Source organism: Fodinibius saliphilus (genome assembly GCF_005869845.1).
GTDB lineage: Bacteria > Bacteroidota > Rhodothermia > Balneolales > Balneolaceae > Fodinibius > Fodinibius saliphilus.
Map to the genome: position 1 here is coordinate 147,072 of NZ_VAWF01000003.1, position 26,102 is coordinate 173,173.

General features: G+C 42.2%; 25 protein-coding genes. 13 read left to right on the forward strand and 12 right to left on the reverse strand.

Features of this window, described 5'->3' with window-relative positions; genetic code table 11:
- Positions 1-53: 53 nt before the first annotated feature.
- The 5 genes from carA to FCN14_RS11295 all read right to left on the reverse strand — a co-directional run bounded on the left by carA (position 54) and on the right by FCN14_RS11295 (position 5,654).
- The gene (gene carA / locus FCN14_RS11275; protein ID WP_138431386.1) at positions 54-1,172 is read right to left on the reverse strand and encodes a glutamine-hydrolyzing carbamoyl-phosphate synthase small subunit; all 1,119 of its coding nucleotides are present in this window, start codon (positions 1,170-1,172) and stop codon (positions 54-56) included.
- 305 nt (positions 1,173-1,477) lie between these two features.
- A complete protein-coding gene (locus FCN14_RS16095; protein WP_138431387.1) occupies positions 1,478-1,681 on the reverse strand; it encodes a CPXCG motif-containing cysteine-rich protein in 204 nt (67 codons plus the stop codon).
- A gap of 175 nt (positions 1,682-1,856) precedes the next feature.
- On the reverse strand, positions 1,857-2,204 hold the full coding sequence (locus FCN14_RS11285; RefSeq protein ID WP_138431388.1) for a hypothetical protein: 348 nt from the start codon (positions 2,202-2,204) through the stop codon (positions 1,857-1,859).
- A gap of 4 nt (positions 2,205-2,208) precedes the next feature.
- A complete protein-coding gene (locus tag FCN14_RS11290; RefSeq protein WP_138431389.1) occupies positions 2,209-4,638 on the reverse strand; it encodes a penicillin acylase family protein in 2,430 nt (809 codons plus the stop codon).
- A 62-nt stretch (positions 4,639-4,700) separates the two neighbouring features.
- Positions 4,701-5,654, reverse strand: a complete 954-nt coding sequence (locus tag FCN14_RS11295; protein ID WP_246043154.1) for a dimethylarginine dimethylaminohydrolase family protein — start codon at positions 5,652-5,654, stop codon at positions 4,701-4,703.
- A 181-nt stretch (positions 5,655-5,835) separates the two neighbouring features.
- On the opposite strand from FCN14_RS11295, the gene FCN14_RS11300 reads away from it, so the two are divergent.
- Positions 5,836-6,756: a DUF58 domain-containing protein gene (locus FCN14_RS11300; protein WP_138431390.1), complete on the forward strand. Its 921-nt coding sequence runs from the start codon at positions 5,836-5,838 to the stop codon at positions 6,754-6,756.
- 92 nt (positions 6,757-6,848) lie between these two features.
- Here the strand turns inward: FCN14_RS11300 and FCN14_RS11305 are convergent, their stop codons facing one another.
- Complete coding sequence (locus tag FCN14_RS11305; RefSeq protein WP_138431391.1) at positions 6,849-7,643, reverse strand: SDR family oxidoreductase; 795 nt, start codon at positions 7,641-7,643, stop codon at positions 6,849-6,851.
- A gap of 175 nt (positions 7,644-7,818) precedes the next feature.
- On the opposite strand from FCN14_RS11305, the gene FCN14_RS11310 reads away from it, so the two are divergent.
- The 11 genes from FCN14_RS11310 to FCN14_RS11360 all read left to right on the forward strand — a co-directional run bounded on the left by FCN14_RS11310 (position 7,819) and on the right by FCN14_RS11360 (position 19,364).
- Positions 7,819-8,520, forward strand: coding sequence for a response regulator transcription factor (locus FCN14_RS11310; RefSeq protein WP_138431392.1), 702 nt, complete (start codon positions 7,819-7,821; stop codon positions 8,518-8,520).
- Between the two features lie 122 nt (positions 8,521-8,642).
- Complete coding sequence (locus tag FCN14_RS11315) at positions 8,643-10,040, forward strand: sensor histidine kinase (protein ID WP_138431393.1); 1,398 nt, start codon at positions 8,643-8,645, stop codon at positions 10,038-10,040.
- Positions 10,041-10,270: 230 nt separating this feature from the next.
- Positions 10,271-11,392 carry a ferrochelatase gene (hemH, locus tag FCN14_RS11320; RefSeq protein WP_138431394.1) on the forward strand — a complete coding sequence of 374 codons (1,122 nt, stop codon included), beginning with the start codon at positions 10,271-10,273 and terminating at the stop codon, positions 11,390-11,392.
- Positions 11,393-12,658 carry a glutamyl-tRNA reductase gene (hemA, locus tag FCN14_RS11325; protein WP_138431395.1) on the forward strand — a complete coding sequence of 422 codons (1,266 nt, stop codon included), beginning with the start codon at positions 11,393-11,395 and terminating at the stop codon, positions 12,656-12,658.
- Complete coding sequence (gene hemC, locus FCN14_RS11330) at positions 12,651-13,577, forward strand: hydroxymethylbilane synthase (RefSeq protein WP_138431396.1); 927 nt, start codon at positions 12,651-12,653, stop codon at positions 13,575-13,577. The genes hemA and hemC overlap by 8 nt, the downstream gene beginning before the upstream one ends.
- A 71-nt stretch (positions 13,578-13,648) precedes the next feature.
- Positions 13,649-14,389 (forward strand): uroporphyrinogen-III synthase, encoded by a 741-nt coding sequence (locus FCN14_RS11335; protein ID WP_138431397.1) that lies wholly within the window; start codon positions 13,649-13,651, stop codon positions 14,387-14,389.
- Between the two features lie 75 nt (positions 14,390-14,464).
- A complete protein-coding gene (hemE, locus tag FCN14_RS11340) occupies positions 14,465-15,511 on the forward strand; it encodes a uroporphyrinogen decarboxylase (protein ID WP_138431398.1) in 1,047 nt (348 codons plus the stop codon).
- 72 nt (positions 15,512-15,583) lie between these two features.
- Positions 15,584-16,525 (forward strand): oxygen-dependent coproporphyrinogen oxidase, encoded by a 942-nt coding sequence (gene hemF / locus FCN14_RS11345; RefSeq protein ID WP_138431692.1) that lies wholly within the window; start codon positions 15,584-15,586, stop codon positions 16,523-16,525.
- Positions 16,526-16,670: 145 nt separating this feature from the next.
- Positions 16,671-17,669 carry a porphobilinogen synthase gene (gene hemB / locus FCN14_RS11350; protein WP_138431399.1) on the forward strand — a complete coding sequence of 333 codons (999 nt, stop codon included), beginning with the start codon at positions 16,671-16,673 and terminating at the stop codon, positions 17,667-17,669.
- A 69-nt stretch (positions 17,670-17,738) separates the two neighbouring features.
- The gene (gene hemL / locus FCN14_RS11355; protein ID WP_138431400.1) at positions 17,739-19,034 is read left to right on the forward strand and encodes a glutamate-1-semialdehyde 2,1-aminomutase; all 1,296 of its coding nucleotides are present in this window, start codon (positions 17,739-17,741) and stop codon (positions 19,032-19,034) included.
- A gap of 18 nt (positions 19,035-19,052) precedes the next feature.
- Positions 19,053-19,364: a DUF6787 family protein gene (locus FCN14_RS11360; protein WP_212747631.1), complete on the forward strand. Its 312-nt coding sequence runs from the start codon at positions 19,053-19,055 to the stop codon at positions 19,362-19,364.
- Positions 19,365-19,367: 3 nt separating this feature from the next.
- On the opposite strand, the gene FCN14_RS11365 is transcribed toward FCN14_RS11360, so the two are convergent.
- The 4 genes from FCN14_RS11365 to FCN14_RS11380 all read right to left on the reverse strand — a co-directional run bounded on the left by FCN14_RS11365 (position 19,368) and on the right by FCN14_RS11380 (position 22,167).
- Complete coding sequence (locus FCN14_RS11365) at positions 19,368-19,730, reverse strand: MmcQ/YjbR family DNA-binding protein (RefSeq protein ID WP_138431402.1); 363 nt, start codon at positions 19,728-19,730, stop codon at positions 19,368-19,370.
- Between the two features lie 359 nt (positions 19,731-20,089).
- Entirely contained in the window at positions 20,090-20,464 is a 375-nt protein-coding gene (locus FCN14_RS11370) for a DUF423 domain-containing protein (protein WP_138431403.1), read from the reverse strand.
- A 142-nt stretch (positions 20,465-20,606) separates the two neighbouring features.
- Entirely contained in the window at positions 20,607-21,254 is a 648-nt protein-coding gene (locus tag FCN14_RS11375) for a CDGSH iron-sulfur domain-containing protein (RefSeq protein ID WP_138431404.1), read from the reverse strand.
- Positions 21,255-21,351: 97 nt separating this feature from the next.
- Positions 21,352-22,167: an SDR family oxidoreductase gene (locus FCN14_RS11380; RefSeq protein WP_138431405.1), complete on the reverse strand. Its 816-nt coding sequence runs from the start codon at positions 22,165-22,167 to the stop codon at positions 21,352-21,354.
- Positions 22,168-22,320: 153 nt separating this feature from the next.
- Here FCN14_RS11380 and FCN14_RS11385 point away from each other — a divergent pair, with 153 nt between their 5' ends.
- A complete protein-coding gene (locus FCN14_RS11385) occupies positions 22,321-22,761 on the forward strand; it encodes a sll1863 family stress response protein (protein ID WP_138431406.1) in 441 nt (146 codons plus the stop codon).
- 151 nt (positions 22,762-22,912) lie between these two features.
- Here FCN14_RS11385 and pruA read toward each other — a convergent pair whose 3' ends face one another.
- Both pruA and hemG read right to left on the reverse strand, forming a co-directional pair.
- Positions 22,913-24,544, reverse strand: coding sequence for an L-glutamate gamma-semialdehyde dehydrogenase (pruA, locus tag FCN14_RS11390; RefSeq protein WP_138431407.1), 1,632 nt, complete (start codon positions 24,542-24,544; stop codon positions 22,913-22,915).
- A 103-nt stretch (positions 24,545-24,647) separates the two neighbouring features.
- Positions 24,648-26,018: a protoporphyrinogen oxidase gene (gene hemG, locus FCN14_RS11395; protein ID WP_138431408.1), complete on the reverse strand. Its 1,371-nt coding sequence runs from the start codon at positions 26,016-26,018 to the stop codon at positions 24,648-24,650.
- Positions 26,019-26,102 lie beyond the last annotated feature (84 nt).

Sequence of the window (26,102 nt, forward strand, 5' to 3'; positions counted from 1 at the left end):
GCCAAAACAGTACAATAGAAAGCTGCTTTAGCTATCATTCAGGTGCTTAAACGTCAGACTGGTTCTTGCTTTCCTTCTTTAATCATGTCAATGAACTGGTCAAAGAGATAACGCGAGTCGTGCGGACCAGGTGAGGCTTCTGGGTGGTATTGTACCGACATACCCGGGAAGTTTTTAAAACGCAACCCTTCGATGGTATCATCATTAAGGTTTACATGAGTGACTTCCACCTTGTCTTCATCGAGGTCATCTTCATCTACCGCAAAGCCATGATTTTGTGTAGTAATTTCTACAAGTCCGGTTTCTTTATTCTTTACCGGGTGGTTAGCTCCACGGTGACCTACAAACATCTTTTTTGTGGCAATACCTTCGGAGAGAGCCATTAGTTGGTGCCCCAGGCAGATCCCAAATAATGGTTTACCTGTACTTTTAGCGTAGTTTACTATGTCTAAGGCATATGCGCTTGTTGCATCGGGATCTCCGGGACCATTGCTAAAGAAGAATCCATCGGGATTCCATTGTTTAAGCTCGTCTATATAATCACCTTTAGCAGGAAATACGCGCAGTGTACAACCACGGTCCACAAAGTTATCGATTATACTCTGTTTAATACCATAGTCGAAAGCGGCAACTTTGAACGGTCCGTCGCTGTGTACTGTGCCCGGTTCTTGGCGGGTTACTTTAGTAGCTAGTTCGAGGCCAACCATATCATCCCAATTTTGTGCTTTCTCAACGAGTTTATCTTCATCGAGTTCAGTGGAGGAGATAACGGCGTTCATCACGCCTTTAGAACGGATATGGCGTACCAACTTTCGGGTGTCTATGCCGCTGATACCTACTACTTCGTTGCGTTCTAAGTACTCTTGTAGGTTGCCATCGGCCTGTGGGTTACTATGTTCCCAGGAAAATGAACGGACAATAAGTCCTGAGATCATGACTTTTCTGGCTTCATCGTCGCGACTCATCGTGCCGTAATTTCCGATGTGTGGGTAGGTCATCATCATGAGCTGACCATAATAACTGGGATCGGTGAAAATTTCTTGGTAGCCCACCATACTGGTATTGAAGCAAAGTTCGCCGCCAGTGGTACCTTTTTGGCCAATGGCAAAACCGTGTTCAACGGTTCCATCAGATAGGGCAATGATAGCTTTATCTCTGGGATACTGAGACATATCGAGAGGGGTCGTGTTTTGAGAGGTTAAAATTCAGATATAAAAAAAATCCGACAACGAATGCGAAGCCGGACTTAAAAAAAGGGAATGGAATGCGCGGTATCTGGAGCCAGCCAGATATGTGTTCATATTTTTTGAGGCAGTGTCTTCTGCCGTACGTATTTGTAGATCCTTCGTTAAAGATCAAATGAATTTAATTTGGTGTGCGTCATTTTTTGTGCGTGCCGGCCCTTTTCCAGCGCAAAACTGTACAAAGATACGAATCCGATTATTTTTTTTCAACGATAATTTATCTTTTTGTATTTCTACTGAGATTGATGGCTTTGAATAATGAAATCTTTGTTCCATTTGTCATACGAAACTGACAGATTGTTGGGTTTGCAGCAGATTTGGCAATCTTCAATATACTTTTGAGTCTTGCCTTGAGATGGGTCAATAATGGTATGATTAACCTCTCCACAATAAGCACAATGGAATGTCGAGTTTTGTGATTCTTCAGGTTGTCTCATGTTATGAGAGTTGAGTATTAGGTTTTTTGATTTAAGAGTAGTTAGGTCCTTAGGTATTGAACTCACTCTACATGACATAACAAATTATGACTTGAAAAAATCCAACCTGCCCATGTTTTTTATAGTTTTAAACTTGCGGAATGGATAAACTGCAATAATTGAAAGAAAAAACTGACTACCTTTTTGTTTTATGCCAGGTCTCAGAAAAGTAATACCCGGTTAAGGTGGTAAGTGCTCCTGCTAATCCTCCTATTGCAACAGTACCGATAATAGCTAGCCATGGTTGAGGTAGACTAAAGATGTTAGCTATTCGTTCAGCTAGTATTCCGTTGCCATTGATATGGGCAATCAGTGATTGTAAAAGCCAAAGTCCGCCAATTCCCAGGAATCCATAACCAAAAGAGTGTCGGCCTGATTTGCCAAGCAAGGCGCCCAGTACCAGGCCCGATATAGCCAGTGACCACCAAGGGAAAACAAGACTTAATAACCAAGCCGTCAGGGCAAGAAAGAAAGCTAAAAGCATAGTATTAATTTAAAGTGATGGTATAGTGGAGAGAGTCAGACGCAGGGGGGCGTTGCTGCATAAACCAAAGTGGGAATAGTTCTCCGTTTTGCCACTCATCAACCATATTGTCATAATATTTTGAACCGGGATTACCGGACTGCCCGCCTGGATAAATGCCCCACCCTTTTATTTTAGGCCCTAATTGCACAACCATACGCCAAGAAGGGCCGTGGCTGCCACGTATGGCATTTACCGATTCTCCACCACCGTCGGTGAATACATTCTCGCGGCCCAGGCCGGGTAAGCGACCGACATGTTCAATATCAGTATTGTTGACATACCCCCATTGCCAATTATCACCCATATCGCCGTATCTGTTTTGAAGACCTGATATTGCTTGGTTAAAAGCTTGATTGATTAACTCCTTGAGCGTTTCTTTTTCCGGTGTATTCCTGTTGTCATACCATTGGCTGCTTGGGTTATTGAGTATAAATGTTGCCAGTTGGTCTCGGTTGGGCCATTCCAGTGGGATATCTGCTGTTGAGTATTCGTCATACCAAATTGCTTCGTAGAGTTCATCCCACCACGAGTCAAAAATAGACGGTGCAATGAGTTTTCCTTTATTATAGTAACGCCAGTTTGCCAATTTCTCTTCAGCTTTTTTGTGAAGCTGGGATGAGGTATCGGTATTTAAATGTTGTAATAGCGTTGGCAATATGTTCTTGGCATGATAGCTAAAAACATCCATCTGCAGCTGCTGCATATCTTTAGGTGTGATGTTGTCCATCGCTGCAAGTTGTTCATTTATTCGCCGCCCGCGTTCGTAAGGGGCAAAATTATCATCTAGGTAATACGGATAGGTGGAATCAGTGGGTTTCTGGTTAGCGGAGCTTATGAAACCACGGTCAGGGTTTTTGATATAGGGTATTTGTTCAAATGGGATCCAACCTTGCCAGTCGTATTTGGGGTTAGAGCCATCACCAATAAAGCGCCCTTGTTCATCCCACTTAAGCGGATATTTCCCTGTAACAGTTAGTGCGATGTTGGTACTGTCGGCAAAAATCCAGTTTTGGGCCGGACTTTCATAATGTTGTAGAGCTTTTCGATAGTCGCTGTAATTTTCGGCTTTATTGACATTAAGGAAGTAGCGAAGTTCATTAGATTTTTTATGAGCAACCCATCGCATCGCATGATATTTAGGGATATTGGAACGCATGGCTTCCTGATCAGAAGTTTGTACCACCGGGCCATGATGAGTATAAACCACTGTATCTGTAACGGTTGGCTGGCCTTTTACCTTAATTTGTTCAATTCGTTTACTCGTAAAACGCCATTTGCCATTATATTTGTATTCGCTAAAGGTTGAATCGCGAAAAGTAATTTCGTACCAATCCCACACATCTGCACTTACGTTGGTCGTGCCCCAGGCTACATTTTCATTAAAGCCAATGATGACTGATGGAGCCCCCGGAAGTGAGACTCCCATTACATTTTGGTCTGGTCCGTTAAGCTGTAAGCTATACCAAATAGAGGGCAGAGTCATATTAAGATGTGGATCATTGGCTAAAATCGGATAGCCTTTTGCTGTTTTAGATCCACTAACAGCCCAGTTATTACTGCCGTTTTGAGGGTCCGGTTGAAAGGGCATTACTGTATCAACAATGGAAGGAGTAAAACTATCTTCAGGCTTCTGAGGAGCCTGTGATGTAAAATCCCATTTTTTGCTTTTAGGGATAATAGGATCAGTTAACGGGTGTTCTAAATCGAGGACTTGCTTTATGAAGTCATTGCCGAAGACGGCCCGTGTATTACTCATTCGTAGGTCACCATTGCTGCCTGCCAGAGTATAGGTCATGTTCTTAAGCAGTAGAGCGGTTTTGAGAGGTGTCCACTTTTCGGGAGCGTAATCAAGAAACTTGTATTCCAGCGGGTATTCACTTGGTTGAAGCTGGTCAATCCAGGCATTGACGCCCGCAGCATAAGCTTTCACGGCTTCGGCGGTATGTTCATCATTCATGAGTTCATCAAGAGCTTGTTCAGCAGCAAATCCCATACCAATATGACGTTGGTAGCGGTCATATTGAAGGGTTCGTGGACCCAATATTTCTGAAAGGCGACCGGCAGCAGCATGTGTTTGTAACTCCATCTGCCAAAGCCGGTCACGAGCTGTTATATATCCCTGTGCAAAATAAAGATCATGACTAGAGGAGGCGAAAATGTGAGGAATCTGGTGTTGGTCAAAAGCAACGGTAACAGAATCAGAGAGTGCATTATTATGAATTGAGATCTGTTGGTTTGCCCGTATAGTATTTTGGGTATTGGCCCAAAATCCTGATTGGGGATTCCAAAACTTTCCAAGCGGTGGGGCCGGTCCCAGCGGCACTGAAAGAAGCCAAAAAAAGAATGCAGTTACAATACTGGAGATACCAAGTTTTAGCCCTGCTCTTTTCATATAATAAACTCCGTTTTTTAAGAGGTTAATATGGCTCAGTATTGGTGATATGTAAGCTCATGCTACCAAAGAAGCATTTTCATGCAAAATACACTACCGCCACTTTTAAGGAATTCATAGGTACTAACCTCGTGTACAGAAAATCCATTATCACGAAGGTTTTTATTTACGTCGGTACAACCCTGCTGGATTATTACATTTCGTCCATCGGGGCATGAAGCATTACAGGCGAAAAGTTCTTCGGCTTCATATTTAGAAGCTCTTATTACAGTGTCGAACATCATGTCGATCATTTTCAGCCCTTCATCTGTAAATGCTTCCGGGTAGATTAAGGCAGTATTATTATCAAGTACGCACAGGCAGGTATCGAGATGGTAAAACGATTCATCTGTCAATTCAAGAGCCAGTACAGGGATATCAAATTGTTCAGATATAGTATCGTAAGCATCTAATGAAGAACGGTAACCGTATCCGCCCCAAAGCATTCGTTTGCCGGTATGCCAGATCGCATCACCGCATCCTTCAAAGTCGCTAATTTCATTTTCATCAAAAAAATAAATTTCGTAACCATGCTGGCGGTACCATTGTTCTATATAGGGTACTTCATTTTTACGTTCATCAGCATGCATAATACTCATAAATACGTGGCGTTTACCACTTTCATCGATATAGGGCAGGCTCTGATTTGCACAAAAAACCATATCCGGTAGGCCTTCTTGGTCTTCAATAATATGCATATTCATACCTATTTGTTCAAAGAGAGAGCGAACAAGTCCCCATTCGTTATGTGCTTCAATTTTGTCTACTTTGCCTACTTGGTCTGCCATATGGGGGTTGATGACGTAATCTACTGAGAAATGAAGGGGACGTACCATAAGTACATCTGTCGGCAATGGCATGTCTGAAATATCTTCAATAGAAAAATTGAGTTGGTCTGCTGAGGTAATGACTTGGCCCATAGGTAAATCAATTATTTCGGGTGAAGTGAGTTTAGATCTCTTTTGTTTTTTGGGCATGAAAGATAATCATTTGTAGCAAAGAATAAACTTTTGGATAAATATCTCACAGATTCTAATGTGCCTTTATTTTAAAGGGGGATGTTTAATTTTGAACTGTATATAATAACTTAAATAGTGTTCGTTTTTACCTATTATTAGGTGCCGTTATTAGAGTGCCAATTGATATCTTTGAGATATTATGCTATTAGATCACGAATTGTTGTCGCAATTAGCTCCACTTGAGTTGAGGGCCCGTAAAATCGTAGAGGGATTTATCTCGGGGCTGCATAAAAGTCCTCACCATGGATTTAGTGTGGAGTTTGCAGAACACCGTCCTTACAATCCGGGTGATGAGATTAAACATATCGATTGGAAGGTTTTTGCCAAGACGGAACGGCTATTTGTTAAGAAGTACGAAGAAGAAACAAACCTGCGGTGCTATGTACTTTTAGATACAAGTGGGTCTATGTTTTATAAGTACTTTAGCCCTTGGACTAAGTTGCGGTATGCTATTCATTTTGCTTCCTCTCTTATGTACTTGATGAATCGGCAGCGTGATGCTTGCGGCTTGATTACCTTTAGTGAAGATATAGAAAGTTTCATACCGGCAAAGTCCTCATATTCACATCTGCGAATGCTTTTTTCAGAGTTTGAGAACCTGTTGGAAAAGGAAGAGGAGGGGAGCGAAGAGCATCGTAAGACAGCAACAGCTCAGGTTATCCATGAGGTGGCCGAACGACTAAATCATCGAAGTCTGGTGGTGGTTTTAACTGATCTATTTGAAAATGTGGATAAACATGACCAGCTCATTTCCTCTCTTAAACATTTACGGCATCGAAAACATGAAGTGTTGCTATTCAACGTGCTTGAGCAAAAGAGCGAACGTGAACTTGCTTTTTCAGATCGTCGGTTGATGATGCAAGATATGGAGACCGGTGCGCAGATGGAAGTAAAGCCTGATCAGATTAGAAAGGAGTACAAAAAAAAGATTGAAGAATTAACTCATCGTTTTAAAATGGCGTGCAGTGAATTTCAGATCGATTTTGACCAGTTGGATACACAACGTGAATTTGATATGGCACTGCTCTCTTATCTGAATAAAAGGAAGCGGCTGGGGTAAGAATAGGCAGTTTCTTGATGTACTTTGTGCTTGCTAGAAGGATTCGGGACCCTCTAAAACAAGCTATATTAAGTGCCCATGAGCATTTAGCGCTAAGTGACCTCCATTTTACGCAGTATTTTATTGAAGAAACTAGGGACTATGCGTTTAAGATAGATGCCCCAAATCTCTTTACCGCCGATATAGATCTCCTCTTTTTTAGCTATAATTTCAGGAAGTAGTTTTTGTGCAAATTTGGTAGGAGTCATGCCATGTTGCTGTCCTTTTCCCATCTGGTTATGTTTGCTTCCATCTCCCTCTAGAGCATTTTTTGTCACATCAGTTTTTACATAGCCCGGACAGACAAGAGAAACGTGGATGTTCTCTTTATGCACCTCCTGTCGCAGACTGTCAAAATATCCGTGGAGGGCATGTTTAGAAGCCGCATAACTTGATCGTAGTCGGGTGCCGAACTTACCCATGACACTGCTGGTAACAATAATATGACCTGTCTGGCGATCCATCATTGAAGGTAGAATGGCTTTGGTGAGGGCTACAGAACCAAAAAAGTTAATCTCCATCACCTTTCTAGTGACATCCATATCGGTGTTAACAACTTTTGACCGTTGACTAATACCACCATTATTAAAAAGGTAATCGATATGACCAAAGGCATCGAGTGCCTCTTGGGCTTTGGCCGAGAGTGATTTTGCTTTGGCCAAATCTATGGGCAATATATAAATATCCGAAGTATCGCCCCGACAGTTGTCTTTAACTTTTTGGAGTACATTTTCTCGACGCGAAGATAGAATAAGCTTTGCTCCCTCGCTATGGAGAGCATAAGCCAGTGCTTCACCAATTCCCGATGAGGCCCCGGTAATCCATGCTACTTTGTTTTCAAAAGACATTTTGCTGTATGCAACTATAATTTTGTGTTCTACTTAAAATGCTGAATCAATGTCAGCATGACAAGGGCTTATTAAGTTCTGTTCAGATACTGAATAAAGTTTCATATTTTATTGTGCCAACGATTTAAATAGAACTCCTGTTTTGATCTCATTCTTCTAAGAAAAAATTATTATTGTGAAACCCAAGCACAGCATACTATTAGTTGAGGACGAAGAGGAATCGGCCGAAATGTTAGCCAATTTCCTTGAGATGAATGATTATGAAGTATTAGTAGCGCATGAAGGAAATAGAGCGTTAGAACTTATCGAAGAACATGCCGGTGAAATCCATTTGGCCATTCTTGATATCATGGTTCCCAATGTTGACGGCAAAGAAATTTGCAGGCATATTCGGAAGCATCCGGTATTGAATGATATACCAGTTATTTTTCTGACGGCAAAGGACGAAGAGCAGGATGAAATTGAGGGTTTAGAGCTGGGCGCGGACGATTATATTCCTAAGCCGGCAAGCTTAAATTTGGTAAAAGCACATGTTGAATCGCTACTTCGTCGCCAAAATCCACAAAAAGCGAACTGGTTACAGTACGGAGATACATACCTGGATACCGATGCAAAGGAGTTGTATGTGGATGATGAGAAAATTGAACTTACTTCTACAGAGTACACGCTCATTGAACTTTTTTATAAAAATCCCAAGCGGGTATATACCCGTCAAGAGATTTTGGAGCATATAACTGAAGAGGATCGGTATGTTTTTGACCGAACTGTTGATGTGCATGTAAAAAATTTACGCCTCAAAATGGGAGAGGCCGGTGAGGTAATTAAAACCTACCGCGGTATTGGTTATGGGTTAAATCGTGAAATTGTAAAAGTGTGACATTGCTTTTGGAAGACTGTTGTTACAGGAGGTTTAATGCTGCTTTATTGTTTTTTCTTGATTAATAAGGCATCCAACAACGAAACCTCCGTTTAGATAATTAATAAATTTATGAAACTGCGATGAGTATACGTTCGAAACTGGCGTGGACTTTTATTTTACTTTTGATTTTTGGGATTACCTCTATCAGTAGTTATTCCATTGTTTTTATACGCGACTATCTGCTGGAAGAGGGGCGCGAGGAGATGGAGCAGGATACACGTTGGCTCGCGATTACAGTAGCAAATTTAGCCGATGGTGAAAATCTTGATAAACGCCTTGCTTCGGCAGCTAAAACATCAGGCTATAAGTTGGCAGTATATGACTCAGCAGGTATGCTGCTTGAAGCTTATAGCAACAATGATTCTACTTTTGCTCCTAATCAGCGGCTAACAGCAGGTATATTGGAAAGCCTTGAGGCCCGCAAAGATCTTCCCCTGTTGCCTGTAGATGAGCAGTCTGAGACTTTAACAAGCTATATAGCTATTCCTTCTTCGAATAGTTCTGCCCATTACCTGTTGGCCAGCCAGTTGAAAGATCAAATATATGCGCCTATTAAAACTATTCGATGGATTATTTACTACGGAATGTTTATCTCCATTGGGTTGGTGGTAATGGTAAGCCTCTGGATATCACGCTATTTGACGAAACCGATAACTCAGATTAAAAACGCTGCACAGGATATTGCTGATGGTAATGTAGACCGACAGATCGATATTAAAAGGAGCGATGAGTTTGGGACACTGGCTGATGCATTAAACCAGATGGCCTCAAAATTGCGAGCCGATACCTTGCAGATTAAGCAGTTTGCTGAAAAACAGCGCCAGTTTTTTGCAGATATTACACATGAGATTCGAAACCCGCTGCATACTATTTCAGGGGCACTCGAGATGTTGCAGCTTCCGAACCTGGATCCCGGAAAAGAAGAAAAATATATTCGGTCTGCCCGGCGACAAACGGATCGTATTTCTCATCTTTTTAAGCATTTAAAGACCCTGCAGCGCTACGATTCGGATGAGTATTTCGTAGAGAAACAGGAGTTTGATCTGAGCCCTATCACTAAGCATATGGAGGAGTTGTACGGTGATCGTGCAAAAAAGAAAGGAATTAATCTAGTGCTCGATCAGCATTCGTGTACAGTTATTGGTGACCCACCGAAAATTGAACAGGTAATTGATAATTTAGTCACTAATGCCCTGAAATATACTAATGAAGGAACGGTACGAGTGCAGTATGATTCTGATGGAGAAGAGGTTGACATAAGTATTGAAGATGATGGTATCGGAATCTCAGAGGAACATATTAACCGTTTGTTTGATCGATTTTACAGAACAGATAAAGCGCGTTCTCGCGATAAGGGAGGAACGGGACTTGGGTTGGCGGTGGTGAAAAGTATTATTGATGGGCATGGAGCTGAAATTAAGGTTGAAAGTGAGGTTGGTGAGGGAACACGGTTTTCATTCACTCTCCCCAAAGGATAGATTGTGAGAGAGTATACGGTGGAAATGTATTTCTGAAGTAGGGCTTTAAGGCACTTCTATTGGGGATGTGAAGGTTTTTTGGATAGATTCGTTCTAAATAAAATATGACTCCCTTTCTTCAAATTCCCTTCATAAAGATTGGGTTTATTTACCCTGATGAACAGGAGACTAGTTTAGCGTTTAAAGAAATTGATAACAGGCATTCGATGCCAGAGTAAAAAAGAGTTGAAATGTCGACAGACGAAAAACGTATTGGTGTGGTATTAATGAATTTGGGCGGTCCAACGGCCGACTATGCCGTTCGCCCATTTCTGAATAATCTTTTCAGTGATGAAGATATTATAAAATTGGGAGGGGGGAAGTTTCAGGACCTCTTTGCCCAGATAATTTCTAAATTTCGAGCGCCCAGTGTTCAGGAAGATTATGAAGAGATTAACGGTTGTCCTAAAGGCTGTATGGGTAACAAGCATTGCCTGAATCGTAAAAACAGTATTAAGTCTACCTGTTGTTCACCAATTAATAGTCTTACCGAAAAACAGCGCCGGGCTTTGGAGAAGCATTTGAAGAAGGTTATTCCAGATCATACGGTCAAGGTGTATACCTGTATGCGTTATTGGCTTCCTTTTGCTGATACGACCATGGACGATATGGAAGAAGATGGCATTACGCATGCCGTCATGGTTCCGCTTTATCCTCAGTTTTCATGGACCACGACTGGAAGTAGTTATCGTGATTGGGAAACCAAACGTGATGAGAAGTTTGGCCATGATACACCCTGGAAAGAGTTTCATGTCAAAAACTATCACCTTGACGAAAGTTACTTGTCGGCCATGAATGACCGTATCGACGAGGCTTTAGCAGAAATGGATGAAGAGACTCGCAATAAAACGCATTTTATTTTTAGTGCTCACGGTACTCCATTACTTGAAGTGCGAAGTGGTGATCCTTATACAAATGAGATCAACCAGACGATGGAAGCGATTATGGAAATGCGAGGATATGATTACGATTACTGGTTAGGATACCAGTCTAAAGTAGGGCCCCAAAAGTGGACACAGCCTAATACCGCCGAATTGGTTGAGCGTCATATCGAATATGGTATTAAGAACTTTTTGATGATCCCTATTGCCTTTGTGACTGATCATATTGAAACCCTGTACGAATTGGGTGTTGAGCTGGTTGAAGATCTTGAAGAAGAAGGCTATGAGTTTGAAAATCTGAAGGTTATGCCGGGTATAAATGATCATCCTCAATACATTGAAGCCTTAGGCACTCAAGTACTGGATAAGTTGGATCATACATTGAGTACAAAAGAACTGGAATCAGAATCAAAAAAAGTTTCTGCAGAATAGATGTCAGCTGAAGCCCCCAAAATATCAGATTTTTGTGCAGTGGGTGTAAATCACTGGGAGGCGAGTATCGATGTACGTGAGCGTTTTAGTTTAAGCGATGCACGGAAGAAGGACCTTATTGATGGCGCCCAGCGTGAAGGGATAGAGAGCTTGTTTGTGGTTTCAACTTGTAACCGCACCGAGATTTTTGCCCAGAATGTCTCTTTACAAGAGCTTATTCGCTTGTTGGTTACCTATTCAGATGGTACACTCGAAGAGTTCCATAATTACGGCTTTGAGAAAGAAGGTCGACAAGCCGTTGAGCATCTTTTCCAAGTTACGGTAGGGCTCGATTCTCAGATTCTTGGTGATGTACAGGTAGTAAACCAGGTAAAGGAAGGCTATGAGTTTGCCGGTGAGTTAGATGCAGTTGGAGGAGAGCTCCATCGTTTGATGCAGCATGTATTTCGGGCACACAAGCGCTCGCGCAACGAAACTTCACTGGGCGAAGGAGCAGCGACAACGGCCTATGCAGCAGTGAAATTTGCTATAGAAACGTTCGACAACCTTAAGGATAAAAATATTCTATTGGTAGGCACGGGCAAGATCGGAAAGGTGACCTGCAAGAACCTGATTAACCTGGGAGCTAAGAAATTAACTCTTATAAATCGTACGCGTGATCGTGCTGAGTTTGTGGCCGACAAGTTTGATTTAAAGGTGGCCGATATGGAAGAGTTGCCCCAAGAGATTGCCGAAGCTGACTTGGTTATTGTAGCAACAGGCGCTCAAGAGCCCGTGCTGACGCTTGATGATATGAAACCGTCAGTGATGGCCCCAAGCTTTAAGGTGATGGTAGACCTGTCGGTACCTCGAAATATAGATCCGCAGATAGGCGAGCTTAAATTTGTTGATTTAGCGAATATGGACTTTTTGACGGATGTTACCGATGAGGCCTATCGGCGACGTGAGGAGAATATTCCGCTTGTTAAAAAGATTATTGACGATGAATTAACGGATTACAAAAACTGGCTCAGTAAGCAGAAAATTGTGCCAACTATTAAAGCACTGACGAATAAGTTTGATACTATACGGGAAGATGAGTTCGACTTCTTCAAAAATAAAATATCTGATACCGATAAGGACAAAGTTGAGAACTTGACCCGTCGAATTGTTAATAAGATTGCCGCTTACTCAATAGAGCACTTACGTGATCATCACGAGTCTGAACAGGTTACAAAAGTAGTTAATGATATGTTTAAGCTCGAAACGAAAGCAAGTAATGAGTAAGCAGAACGTTATTCATATTGGTACTCGAGATAGCCAACTGGCTACTTGGCAGGCAAAACAAGTGGCTAAAAAGCTACAGGAGCTTGGTCATGATACTGAACTTATCTTTGTGAAGTCGGAGGGTGATATTGATCTGAAAACTCCACTTACCGAGATGGGAGGCAAGGGTGTATTTACCAAAGCCTTGGATGATGCTCAGCTTAATGACGAGATCGATATAGCAGTTCACTCTTTTAAGGATTTGCCCACCGAAAATCCGCTTCCCCTTAAAGTAGCAGCAATTATGGAGCGGGCCGATCCCCGGGACTCTTTAGTTGCGCCTGATGGCATAGGTTTTCTTGAAGATCCGGACTATGAAGCTACGATAGCTACCAGCAGTAATCGGCGGCGCGCACAATGGTTACACCGTTATCCAAACCATAACATTGTGAATATCCGCGGAAACGTGAATACCCGACTGGAGAAGGTGGAAAAGAATGATTGGGATGCCGCAATTTTTGCTGCAGCTGGGTTGGAGCGTATTGATTTGGGACATCATATCAGTGAATATTTGGATTGGATGGTTTCAGCTGCGGCCCAGGGCGCAATGGCCGTCATGATACGTGAAGGGGATTCAAAGATGGAAGAGATTATTTCTCAGTTGAACCATGACGAAACCGCCCTGTGTACGATGATAGAGCGCGACTTTCTACACGACATGGAAGCGGGCTGCAGTGCCCCGGTAGGAGCGTATGCTTTTATTGATGATAGTAAAGTGTACTTTAAAGCAATTGCCCTCACCTTGGATGGACGCGAATCTTATGACTATGAAGAGGTTGTATCTGTAGGCGAAGCTGGGGGATTAGGCCACTCTGCTGCTCAAGCCCTACTGGGCGAAGGAGCTATCAAAGTTATTGAACAGATGAAATCAGAAAAATAATTGAACATGGGTAACGCAGATAACACAGCATAGCCTGTGAGAATCAGCTTAAACCGCGAAATCAGTGTTCCATGCGACAAAACAAGCAAAATATTTTAGTTACACGTCCTTTATCTGCTCGGCAATTTGAATATGCCCGTATTTTAGGTCTTGAACCTATTGTTGAGCCTGCCCTGGAGTTTAACTTTCCTGAATACTGGGATGGGGTACTGAAAGTTATTACAGAATATCACAAATCAGACTGGATATTTACGAGTACTAATGGCGTTAAAGCTCTTGAGGAGCTGATGAAGTCGGGCCTGCAGGTTCGTCCCGAGGTCCAGATTTTTGCAGTTGGTTCTAAAACACAGGAAGCCCTACAGGACCTGGGGTTGGATGCCCAAATCCCGCGAACCGAAGATAGCAAGCATTTAGCTGAGCTAATTATTGAGGAAGGGAAAATTAATTCAGTTATCTATTTTCACGGTAATTTAAGCCGCGGCGAGATGGTAAGTCGATTAGAGGATGACGGTATAGAAGTAATAGAATTGGAGGTATATAAAACCATCATTAATCCGGTTGAAATGCCGCATGTGCCTGTGAAGGGAATTCTGTTTTATAGTCCCAGCGCAGTTGAAGGGTTTAAGCGCGGACATGGTTTTGAGGGTGAGTTGCCAACCCTTTTCGCTATTGGGCCTACTACGGCTAAAGCATTAAAAGAAGAGTCGGGACAGGAAGTCCAGATCGCTAAGCGACCTGATACGGAGGTACTCCTGCGTACAGTCTCTAATTATATTTTCAGGGATGAAAATAAAGAAGAGCATAAAAAGTAAATAGACACCAAACATAAAATTTAGAACGTTTGACGGGAGTTGTACTCCCGATATTATCAGCAAATATTATTACTTATGAGTAACGATTTTCCAGAGTTGAAGAATGATCTTTTTTTACGCGCACTGCGTGGCGAAGAAGTTGAACGACCACCGGTATGGATGATGCGCCAAGCGGGCCGGTATTTACCGCAATACATGAAACTGCGTAAGAAATACACTTTTTTTGAACGTGTTGAAACACCGGAATTGGCTTGCGAAATAACCATCCAGCCTATTGAAGAGCTAGAGCCCGATGCCGCTATTATTTTCTCGGATATCTTAACGGTACCACAAGCACTGGGTATTGATGTCGATTTGGTAAAAGGTAAGGGGCCGGTCATGGAAAACCCTATTGAAAATGTGGATGATGCTTTTGCTATACTTGCAGAAGATGTGCCAGAGAAATTGAGTCATGTGATGGATGCCATAACATTAACACGCAAAGAGCTTAATGGACGAGTACCGCTTATCGGTTTCGCAGGGGCACCGTGGACACTCTTTTGTTATATGGTACAAGGCGAAGGATCTAAAAACTTTGCCAAGGCAAAAGCTTTCATGTATCAGCACCCCGATGCAGCACGGCATGTAATGAAAGAGCTTACTAAAGCAACTATTGATTATCTGCAAGCACAGATTGATGCCGGTGCACAGGCTGTGCAGCTGTTTGATTCATGGTCCGGCTTGCTAAGCCCTGAGGATTTTAATGAATGGGCCATGCCGTATTTGATGGAAATTTGTGATGCTATTGATGAAGTGCCGGTAATCTTATTTGCCAAAGGCAGCTGGTATGCACTGGAGCGATTGAGTTTCAAAAGTAATGCAGCGGCCCTAGGCGTTGACTGGACGATCACTCCAGAATATGCTCGTGAAAAAACAAGAGGTGATATCGTGCTGCAGGGAAATTTTGATCCCTCCAAACTAATGATGCCTATTGAAAATATTGAACGACAAACCAAGCGCATGATAGATCGTTTTGGTTCCCAGAAATATGTAGCTAACCTTGGCCACGGTATTCTGCCGAATATCCCGGTTGACCATGCCCGTGCTTTTGTAGATACGGTTAAAGAATACTCAACTAGCTAGTACGCTGATAACACATATAGTGGTCAGTTGAATATTTGTTCTAATAATTAAAATTGAATGAGTAAAGAAAGTATTAAAGATCGGTTTGAGGCCTATATCCGGAACTTGCAGGATGAGATTTGTGACCGCTTTGAACTAATAGATAATAAGGCTCGCTTTCGACATGATGATTGGGAGCGTGATGGCGGGGGCGGGGGACATACCCGCGTTATTGAAGGGGGAGATGTCTTTGAGAAAGGAGGCGTCAATATTTCTAGCGTGTATGGCGAGCTCCCTGAGCTGATTCGTAAACGTTTTGAGGTTGATCAAGGTTGGTTTTGGGCCGGCGGTTTATCACTGGTTATTCATCCCCGTAACCCCATGGTACCGACCGTACATGCCAACTACCGTTATTTTGAGCTTTATGATGATGAGTCGATGATTGACGTGCGTGATTGCTGGTTTGGTGGGGGAGCAGACTTAACGCCTTATTACTTATGGGATGAAGATGCTGTTCATTTTCACCAAGTGCTAAAGGCTGCGTGTGATAAACATGGCAAGGATCTGTATCCCAACTTTAAAAAAGAATGTGACGAATACTTTTATAATAGTCATCGCTCGGAAGGGCGGGGTATTGGTGGCCTGTTTTTTGATTACTTGCGTCCTACAGACAAGCGATCTGCAGAAGACTGGTTTGATTTTACAACCGAGGTCGGCAATGCGTTTATTGACAGCTATGCTCCTATTATAGAGCGCCGCAAAGATGAGGTCTATGATGATCAGCAGCGTTATTTTCAAGAGGTACGGCGCGGTCGTTATGTAGAGTTTAATTTGATCCACGATCGTGGTACCTTATTTGGTCTTAAAACTAACGGCCGAACTGAGTCGATCTTGATGAGTTTACCGCCACGCGTTCGTTGGGATTATGATTTTGAGATTGAAGAAAATAGCCGAGAAGCCTATTTAATTGAGCGGCTCCAAAACCCTATTAACTGGATTGAATATGGTAAAGAAGAAGGAATGCTGCATAACTAGGCTGAGAACAACAGGTACTTAGACCAGTTAAAAACTGTACGAGTGAGACGTTCGCGTTATGTATGTTAGAACTAAGAAGGAATTTTGAATTAAAAATCGAGAACGAAATGGCGTATTGCGATACGTCCCAACAGCTTACATTGATATGACACACGGACAATTTCCCTACATACGAGGACGTCGCCTGCGGACATCAGCAGCAATTCGTGATATGGTAGCTGAGCATAATCTTAAACCCGCCGATTTCATTGCACCGGTATTTGTTATGGAAGGAGAGGACGAAAAAATAGAAATCCCTTCCATGCCAGACTACTATCGGTATACACTGGATCTTCTGCTTGAAGAAGTTGAAGAGCTGCAAGAAGTTGGAATTCGATCGCTGGTAATATTTGCAAAAGTTCCTGATGAAAAGAAAGATAATAAGGGAACTGAGGCTTTGAATCCTGAAGGATTAATGCAGAGGGCCGTTCGCAAAATAAAAGCGGAATTTCCGGATATGTTGGTGATGACCGATATTGCCATGGATCCTTACTCTAGCTACGGGCATGACGGTATTGTTGAAGGTGGCGAGATTCTTAATGATGAGTCTGTAGAAGTATTGAAGCAGATGGCGGTTAGCCACGCCGAAGCTGGGGCCGATATGGTAGCACCATCTGATATGATGGATGGACGTATTGGGGCTATGCGTGAAAAATTGGATGAAGCAGGCTTTAAGCATACCGGAATTATGGCCTACAGTGCCAAATATGCTTCAAGCTATTACGGGCCGTTCCGCGACGCTTTGGACTCTGCGCCCGGTTTTGGTGATAAGAAAACCTACCAGATGGATCCTGCAAACGTGCAAGAGGCGATAAAGGAGGCACAGCTTGATGAGCAGGAAGGAGCCGATATTGTAATGGTTAAGCCGGGGTTACCTTATATGGATGTAATCAGAGCCGTTAAAGAAAACGTCTCAATACCGGTTTCTGTTTATAATGTATCCGGTGAGTATGCGATGTTAAAGGCGGCGGCTGAGAAAGGCTGGCTTGATGAAGAAGAGGTTATGATGGAAACACTTGTCGGATTTAAGCGAGCCGGTGCCGATCTTATTGCAACCTATTTTGCAAAAGAAGCATCGAAATTGATTAATGCAGAAAATGAGTAATAGAAGGATGGGTGAGAATTTGATATCCCTTATGCCTACTGTCTAATTATTAAAATATTATTTATTGCTATGATTGAAACGAGTGAAAAATTATTTGAGCAAGCACAAAAATCTATTCCCGGTGGTGTGAATTCACCGGCGCGCGCCTTTAACTCTGTTGGAGGGGCGCCTGTGTTCTTTGATAAAGCTGAAGGGTCAATTCTTACTGATGTCGATGGAAATGAGTATATAGACTATGTAGGCTCTTGGGGACCAATGATTTTGGGCCATTCTTATGAGCCGGTTGTTGAAGCTGTGCAGAAGACGGCAGCAAAATCCACTTCTTTTGGGGCGCCTACCAATATTGAAATAAAGATTGCCGAGCTTGTTAAGAAGATGGTTCCAAACGTTGATATGATCAGAATGGTAAATTCTGGTACCGAAGCGTGTATGAGTGCCATTCGTGTAGCTCGTGGATATACTGATCGTGATAAAGTGATAAAGTTTGAGGGAAACTATCACGGGCATGCCGATTCTTTCCTGATAAACGCGGGTAGCGGAGCGCTGACATTGGGCCAACCCAGTAGTCCGGGGGTAACTGAGGGAACTGCAAAAGATACGCTTACAGCAAATTTTAACGATCTTCATTCTGTGAAGAAAATCCTCAGTGAAAATGAAGGAGAAGTGGCAGCACTGGTAGTGGAACCGGTGGCCGGTAATATGGGGTGTATCCCACCTAAAAAAGGATTTTTGGATGGGCTGCGAGAACTTTGCGATGCCCATGAAGTAGTACTTATTTTTGATGAAGTGATGACTGGATTCCGTGTTGCACAAGGGGGCGCCCAGCAACGTTATGGCGTAGAGGCTGATTTGGTTACCTATGGCAAAATTATTGGTGCAGGATTACCGGTTGGTGCATTTGGCGGTCGCCAAGAGATTATGGATGTTGTTTCGCCGGTTGGCCCTGTTTATCAGGCCGGAACATTGTCGGGTAATCCACTGGCAATGGCGGCTGGATATGCGCTTCTCTCAGAGTTACATGAAAATCCACGTCATTACGACGAACTTGAGGAAAAAACGACCTATCTTTTTACAGGACTCAAAGAAGTATTCCAAAATCATAATGTTCCTGTTTCTATTAACCGTGTGGGATCAATGATGAGTGTGTTCTTTACTGAACAAGAGGTGGTAGATTTTGAAACTGCTAATACCACGGACCAGGAACTGTTTAAGAAGTATTTTCATGGAATGCTTCAAAATGGGGTTTACTTGCCACCTTCTCCATTTGAGGCCCTCTTTCTTGCTAATTCGTTAACCGAAGAGTTGCTAGATAAAACAATTGAAGTAGCGGATAAATCTATCCAGCAAGCATTGGCCGAGGTTTAATTCATAATGAGGGTATTAATGGGTGAATTGATTGAGAAAATGAAAAAGCGGTGGGGGGTGGAGACCTTGGGAGGGGTGCTTCTCATCCTATTCATTTTTTCTATTACCGGGATGACAGCGCTTTATGTTAGAAAGTTTGTTTTTGGGTGGCTGGGTTTTGATGCGGAGACTCCTCTCTGGATAGAATTGATAGCATGGGTTTTGGTAGTGTTCCCATCGTATCAAATTCTGTTTTTGATCTACGGCTTTTTATTGGGCCAATTTGAATTCGTATGGAACTTCGAGAAGAAGAGTCTCCATCGTATAAAAAACCTTTTTGTGCGCGACTAGTTATTAGTTATCCATCTTTTCCAACTTCTTCTGCTTCTTTCGCGAAAGACCTTCTACAACTAAATTGTATGAATCCTTTATCCACTCCTTGATAATTTCATCATCAAGCTCTCCTTGTGGATTAACAGTATTCCAATGTTTCTTATCCATGTGATATCCCGGCTCTACATCTTTATATAAGTCGCGGAGCATAGCTGCTTTAATGGGGTCACATTTGAGATTGATGCCATCGAAATCATCGACATCAGTAATAGCAAAAATTTTATCCATGACTTTAAAAGCCAAGGTGGATTCATCATCAAAAGGAAAGCCTTCGGATACGCCATTAAATGATAGGCAAAATTCTCTGAAGTCTTCTATATTCATGGAAACTGTATATTTGTGAAGAGTTAGCTACTGCTTATATAACGTAGCAGTGTGATTTATAATTTCAGAAGGGGCTAAGTTCGATATGGTATTGCCCTGCCGTCTGTCAGCTTTTTATGTGCCTCGATTACACACAAATGTAGTTTTGTGCTTGTAGAAAGTCACAAAGTTGGCTTTAAGCACAGTAAAACTACCTTTTATAATTAGTGTTAAGTTATAATAATCAATGGGAACTGCAAGTTTATTTTTTGAGAAGACCTATAAGGGATTTTTCCCGCCTAATTAATATAGTGAAGTTGGGGAGTAGGGTTGCTAATAATCAATGGCTACGTTTACCGCAATACATCTCTAAAGAGAAATTAAAATCCTTTCCAGATAGCCAGTGCCAGTAATACCCATGCAGCAATAAAACAGATGCCACCTATTGGTGTGATGGCTCCGAGCCAGCGAATTCCACTGATGGAAAGTGTGTAGAGGCTTCCTGAAAAGATGAAGATTCCTGTTATCATGAGCCAACCAGACCAGGAAAGCAGACTCGAACTTGGCAGATATTTAGCTGTAAGTCCAATAGCAAGAAGGCCAAGGGCATGATAGAAATGGTATTGTACTCCTGTTTCAAAAATATCAAGCATTTCTTGTGTTAACGAATTTTTGAGGCCATGAGCACCGAAAGCTCCAAGGGTTACAGCCAGTACCATAGCGATACTGCCTACCGTTAAAAAAATCTTTGCCATAGGTTTTTATCTTAAAGGTGTACAGGTTGTTTTACTTTTGAGTAAACAAAATGTACCGAGGCTAGATGAAGTAAATATAAATAGTAAAAAAAATATCACCTCTCCGCCTATAATTGGAGAAGTGATATCAATTGAAAATGGACTATCCTTCAAAGCCTATATCTTTATGGGTGCCATCACAAAATGGCTTACTCTCGGATTCTCCGCATCGGCAAAGAGCCACATTTTTAGAGCTATTCACGGACTGAGTAGCAATAGAATGAATACGATAGGTGCCGTCAAGCAGGATGGGGCCATCATCCATCAATTTTAGTGTTAGTTTTTTCTTGGATGGATCGCCACTGTCAGTGGGTTGAAGTTTAGACTCTTTAAAAGAGGCCGGAGCTTTAAAATCAATATCTTGATGTGAGTTATCACAGAGTGGCTTATTTTTAGATTTGCCACAGCGACAAACAGCTACTCGGGTATCTTCAAGAAGAGTCTCACCTTCAGAATTTTGAATTTCTATATCACCGCGCATATATAGTGGGCCATCTGGTACAATGGTTATGGTATTTTCGCGAGGGGGTTTTTCCTCTTTGTCTTGATATTGTAACGCCCCCGTTGGGCAGCGATGAACAATTTCTTTAATATCATCAGCCGAGGCTTTCTCTGGTTGAATCCAAGGCTTGTTATCGGGATTAAAAACAGAGGGCATTCCTTTTACACACTCTGCCGTATGGAGACATCGCTTACTGTCAAATTCTATTGTAATGTCATCAGATTCGTAGGTATGTATCTTTTTATCCATAATTTATACTCTGTTTTTTATAGTAAAATATACGATTTATACGGATCATCAAGTCTTGGCTATAATAATAGCAAGCCCAAGTCATTATTGATAATAATTAAAAATCCATTGGATTTGGATGCTTGAATTCGTATCCCAAAAGCTCTGTAACTTTTTTGTTTGATACTACTTTATGATTTTCGGTGTCATCATCTTCAAAAGTGGGCGGTTCCAGATCCATAGCCCGGGCGGCAGCAGGGTAATACATATTTTTTGGTGGATGTCCGTCAGAAACCCCATTGTATATCTCACCTCTAACATCTTCATCGATAATACGGTCAATAATACCGATACAGTCATCGCGATGAATAAGGTTCACAGGGGCCTCTCCACCGGATACATTTTTACGCCCTGCCAAAAAGTTTGCAGGATTTCGATCGTAGCCATACAGTCCACCAAAACGGATGATGGTGGTGTCAAAAGAATCTTGCTTCATTAATAACTTTTCGGCCTTGAGTAAGGCATTGCCTGAGGGACGTTTGGCATTTCCTTCTTCTGTTTCCTCTTCGGTAACAATGCCCGGATTAGGCGGGTATACCGATGTTGAGCTAATAAAGATGAGTCGATTAATAGGGGAGTTTTCAAGCTGTTTGATGACCGATTTAATCTGTTGGAGATGGTGTTCCACAATGTTATCTCTTCCCCGGCCCGGAGGAATATTTAGGATGAGTAGATCGGAATCCCAGAAATCAGTGCAATCTTCACAGTTGAGGGTTGGGTTCAGAGTCAATAAGAAGGGAATGATTTTCTTCCCTTTAAGTAGTTCGATTTTTTCTTCAGAAGTTGTGGATCCTTTTATAAGATGATCCTTATCACGAAGTTTTTCTGCTAAGGGAAGACCTAGCCATCCACAACCTAAAATGCTGATCGTCATAGTTAATTAATCATATTAAAAATGAAGTTTAATATCTAAAAAGTGTTATCCAATATCATTTGTTGGTAGTCGGAACACTATCGTATTGTGATAGTATTTAGAACCATAATAGTTACTCCTAACGAAAATGAAGTAATTTACATTTCTATTATTATGAAACGTATTATAATATTGATTTCTGCTATTTTAATAGCGTTTGTATTTATGGGTTGTTCCGAAAAGTCAGAAAAGGAAATGAGCCAGGTGAAAGAAGAAGCCCAAGAAGTTATTAAATCGGCTCAGAAAGATCTCAAAAATAGCAAAACGGGGTTTGTTAATAATGTAGAAGAGCAGATGACAAAGCTGGAAAGTAATATGGAAGAGTTAAAAAGTAAGATCAACAATGAATCCGGTAATGCCAAGAGTGAACTCCAAAAGAAGTGGGAAGATCTTAAGAAAGAGAAGAAAAGCCTGGAAAACGATCTGGAAGAGCTAAGAGCCCGTTCCAAGAAAAATTGGCAAGAGCTTAAGGATGGAGTAAACGATCAGCTTGATAGCCTAAAAGATTCATCTAGTAATTTAAAGAAAGAGGTGGGAGGTAACTCCGACTCCTAAGCTGAATTTTAAGTAGCATACTAAGCGTTACCTACAAAATGGTACTGGTGTTTTTTAAATGTAGTACTTAAATGTTTCCTTCCTTTAAAATTAAAAAGGCTCTCGATTAGAAATCGAGAGCCTAAATAATAAATGCGAAGTCTGTTCGACTTTACTCTTCACCCATGAAAGGGTAGGTCCAGTCTTTAGGTGGTTCCTGGGTCTCTTTTAGAGAACGGATTGAGATCCAGCGCATCAGATTGGCAGCACTTCCGGCTTTATCGTTGGTTCCGGATTTTCGTGCACCACCAAAGGGCTGTTGGTTAACAACGGCTGCTGTGGGCTTGTCGTTAATATAGAAGTTACCAGCAGCTTGTCGCAGACGATCCGCCATCTTGTTGAGAGCATAACGGTCTTGAGAGAAGATAGCCCCGGTCAGCGCATAAGGGGAAGTGTTATCACAGAGTTCGAGTGTTTCATCAAACTTATCATCTTCATATACATAAGCCGTTAGTACAGGCCCAAAGATCTCTTCTTCCATGGTTTTGAAGTGAGGGTCTTCAGCAAGCACAAAAGTTGGCTCAATAAAGAAGCCTTCAGAGTCATCATAGTTACCGCCGAGCAGAACATCAGCGTCATCAGCATCATGTGCATAGTCGATATATTCGGTGATGCTGTCGAAAGCTTTTTGGTCGATAACAGCGGTCATAAAGTTTCTAAAGTCTTCTGCTTCGCCCATCTTTATTTTTTCCACTTCAGCAGTGAATTTTTCATGGAATTCATTCCAAATGGATTCTGGGATATACATGCGAGAAGCAGCAGAGCATTTCTGTCCCTGATACTCATAAGCGGCACGCAGAGCGGCAACAACCAGTGCATCGACATCAGCTTCGTTGTGGGCAAAGATAAAGTCTTTACCGCCGGTTTCCCCTACAATGCGTGGGTAGGTATTATATTTTTCAATTTTTTCGGCGATGCTTTTCCACAGGTGTTGGAAGGTTCCGGTAGAGCCGGTGAAGTGGAGCCCGGAGAGATGTTCACTTTCAAGAACAGGGTCACCGATATCCGCACCGTTTCCGGGCAAGAAGTTAACAACACCATCGGGGAGTCCTGCTTCTTGAAGAAGCTTCATGATAAAGTAATTGGAATAGACCGATGAAGTTGCCGGTTTCCAAAGAGCTACATTACCACAAATGGCGGGTGCCGTTGGAAGATTGCCGGCAATAGAGGTAAAGTTGAAGGGGGTAACGGCAAAAACAAATCCTTCAAGCGGACGATACTCCGAGCGATTCCACATACCCTCAGGAGAATCCGGTTGGCCCTGATAGATCTCTGTAAGGTAATAGGCATTAAAACGGAAGAAGTCTGCAAGTTCTGCTACTGCATCAATTTCAGACTGGTAGGCCGTTTTGGATTGTGCCAACATGGTAGAAGCGTTGATCTTGTATCTCCAAGAGCCGGAAAGAAGATCTGCGGCTTTCTTAAATATGGCTACACGATCTTGCCAGTCCATTTTAGCCCATTCTTCACGGGCTTCCATAGCAGCGTCAATGGCCATCTGTACTTCTTTTTCACCACAAAGATGTGTTTCTCCCAATTTGTGATCATGGTTATGGGGGATAACAAGATCAGCAGTGCGTCCTGTTTTTACTTCTTTGCCGCCAATAATAGCAGGTATCTCTATCTGCTGTGCTTTTTGTCGTTCTATTTCTTTTTTAAGTTTTTCCCGTTCAGGAGTACCCGGAGCATAGGAATAAACCGGTTCGTTTTCCGGTTCCCGAATTTCAAAAAATGCATTAGCCATAATACTGTCTTACTTTGTTTTCAGATTTTCTTTGCTACAAAAAATAGTTCCTTGATTTCGTCTATGAAGGTACTAAAATTTTAGCAGAATTGGCGAAGGGAGCTTAGCCCTTTTTATTATGATCTCTTAAGAATGAGGATACCTTTTCTGCGGTTTCCATTCCTGATGATATACAATCGGGTACTGATACCCCATTGCGAAAGTTCCCATCGAGGAAGAGCCCCGGTTGTTGCTGCTCTATTTTTTGCATCTGGGAAATGAAGTGATCATAGCCAACCTCGTATTGGGGAATAGCGTTATTCCAAAATTTATGATGGCAAAACACGGGGTCTCCTGCTACTCCCAGTAGTTCACTCAGTTCGTTTGTTACTATTGAACGTAATTTTTGTTCAGGTTTTGAGGCCAAATCTGGGTTTCGAGCTCCTCCAATAAAACAGGTGATAAGATGATGCCCTTCAGGAGCACGCCCTTTAAAAAGGGTGGAAGAGAATAAACATCCCAGCAGTTTGTACTTTTCTTTTTCGGGGATGAGCATGCCGAATCCATCTAATGGATGACTAACCTGCTCTTTTTTATAACCCAAGGCTAATACGCTAAGAGGGGCATAGGGGAGGTCTGCCAGTTCATCAAAAAGGGGATTGTTAAAAATGTTGGATGCGGTATAGACAGGCACGGTGGATACTAAACAATGGTGCCGATTCCTGATCGTATCTCCTTCTACTTTTGCTTCAATTGTCCATCCGTTGTTATTATTTGTTGCCGAGGTGATGGTGGCTGAAGTATTAACCCCTTCGGGAAGAGTATTCGCCAGCGCTTGGGGGAGTACCTGGTTCCCCTCATCAAAAGAAAGCAGCGCTTTTCGCGGAGTATTATTGGAGCGTCCTTTTTTAAACAAGCCCTTAAGCAGACTTCCATGTTCTTGTTCCATCGCCCAGAGTTTCGAGAAGGTATGTTTAATAGAAAGCTGTTTGGGATCGCCGGCAAAGATACCCGAAACAAAAGGATTCACCCCATAATCAAGGGGTTGTTTTCCGAGGCGACGCTCAATAAAGTTAGCAATACTTTCATCCTGTTTTTGAGAAGCGCCAACAAAGGGCTCTTTCAGTAATCGCAGTTTTGCGCCTGTAGAAAATAGCGGCGTAGATAGAAAGCTCCCCAGCGAATGGGGCAGAGCCACGGGTTTTTTTTCTTTGACAATAAAACGTTTTTTTGCTGCGGTATTTGCTTCCCGAATATTGTCATTTAAATCTAACTTCTCCAACAGATCCCACAGTTCTTGTGAGCGTACCATTAAAGTATTTGGACCTTCCTCAATGAGCCAGCCGTTACGACGGTTCGATTGAATCGCACCGCCTACTTCGTCACGTTTATCATAAACCGTGACCGATACATTTTGTTGGGCGAGGGCATGGGCAATGGTCAACCCTGAAATACCTGCTCCTAGTATGCCAACTGATGATTTTTTATTAGTCATTGTATGAGAATTTCAATACCTTCCGTCTCTTAATTAGAATTGATCTAATTAAGTATAGTGTTTTCTAGGCTCGATAATCACAGA

Excerpts from the sequence above, each read along its gene's own strand:
- carA (WP_138431386.1), bottom strand. The coding sequence starts at position 1,172 with ATGTCTCAGTATCCCAGAGATAAAGCTATCATTGCCCTATCTGATGGA.
- FCN14_RS16095 (WP_138431387.1), bottom strand. The coding sequence starts at position 1,681 with ATGAGACAACCTGAAGAATCACAAAACTCGACATTCCATTGTGCTTAT.
- FCN14_RS11285 (WP_138431388.1), bottom strand. The coding sequence starts at position 2,204 with ATGCTTTTAGCTTTCTTTCTTGCCCTGACGGCTTGGTTATTAAGTCTT.
- FCN14_RS11290 (WP_138431389.1), bottom strand. The coding sequence starts at position 4,638 with ATGAAAAGAGCAGGGCTAAAACTTGGTATCTCCAGTATTGTAACTGCA.
- FCN14_RS11295 (WP_246043154.1), bottom strand. The coding sequence starts at position 5,654 with ATGCCCAAAAAACAAAAGAGATCTAAACTCACTTCACCCGAAATAATT.
- FCN14_RS11300 (WP_138431390.1), top strand. The coding sequence starts at position 5,836 with ATGCTATTAGATCACGAATTGTTGTCGCAATTAGCTCCACTTGAGTTG.
- FCN14_RS11305 (WP_138431391.1), bottom strand. The coding sequence starts at position 7,643 with ATGTCTTTTGAAAACAAAGTAGCATGGATTACCGGGGCCTCATCGGGA.
- FCN14_RS11315 (WP_138431393.1), top strand. The coding sequence starts at position 8,643 with ATGAGTATACGTTCGAAACTGGCGTGGACTTTTATTTTACTTTTGATT.
- hemH (WP_138431394.1), top strand. The coding sequence starts at position 10,271 with ATGTCGACAGACGAAAAACGTATTGGTGTGGTATTAATGAATTTGGGC.
- hemA (WP_138431395.1), top strand. The coding sequence starts at position 11,393 with ATGTCAGCTGAAGCCCCCAAAATATCAGATTTTTGTGCAGTGGGTGTA.
- hemC (WP_138431396.1), top strand. The coding sequence starts at position 12,651 with ATGAGTAAGCAGAACGTTATTCATATTGGTACTCGAGATAGCCAACTG.
- FCN14_RS11335 (WP_138431397.1), top strand. The coding sequence starts at position 13,649 with ATGCGACAAAACAAGCAAAATATTTTAGTTACACGTCCTTTATCTGCT.
- hemE (WP_138431398.1), top strand. The coding sequence starts at position 14,465 with ATGAGTAACGATTTTCCAGAGTTGAAGAATGATCTTTTTTTACGCGCA.
- hemB (WP_138431399.1), top strand. The coding sequence starts at position 16,671 with ATGACACACGGACAATTTCCCTACATACGAGGACGTCGCCTGCGGACA.
- hemL (WP_138431400.1), top strand. The coding sequence starts at position 17,739 with ATGATTGAAACGAGTGAAAAATTATTTGAGCAAGCACAAAAATCTATT.
- FCN14_RS11360 (WP_212747631.1), top strand. The coding sequence starts at position 19,053 with ATGGGTGAATTGATTGAGAAAATGAAAAAGCGGTGGGGGGTGGAGACC.
- FCN14_RS11365 (WP_138431402.1), bottom strand. The coding sequence starts at position 19,730 with ATGAATATAGAAGACTTCAGAGAATTTTGCCTATCATTTAATGGCGTA.
- FCN14_RS11370 (WP_138431403.1), bottom strand. The coding sequence starts at position 20,464 with ATGGCAAAGATTTTTTTAACGGTAGGCAGTATCGCTATGGTACTGGCT.
- FCN14_RS11375 (WP_138431404.1), bottom strand. The coding sequence starts at position 21,254 with ATGGATAAAAAGATACATACCTACGAATCTGATGACATTACAATAGAA.
- FCN14_RS11380 (WP_138431405.1), bottom strand. The coding sequence starts at position 22,167 with ATGACGATCAGCATTTTAGGTTGTGGATGGCTAGGTCTTCCCTTAGCA.
- FCN14_RS11385 (WP_138431406.1), top strand. The coding sequence starts at position 22,321 with ATGAAACGTATTATAATATTGATTTCTGCTATTTTAATAGCGTTTGTA.
- pruA (WP_138431407.1), bottom strand. The coding sequence starts at position 24,544 with ATGGCTAATGCATTTTTTGAAATTCGGGAACCGGAAAACGAACCGGTT.
- hemG (WP_138431408.1), bottom strand. The coding sequence starts at position 26,018 with ATGACTAATAAAAAATCATCAGTTGGCATACTAGGAGCAGGTATTTCA.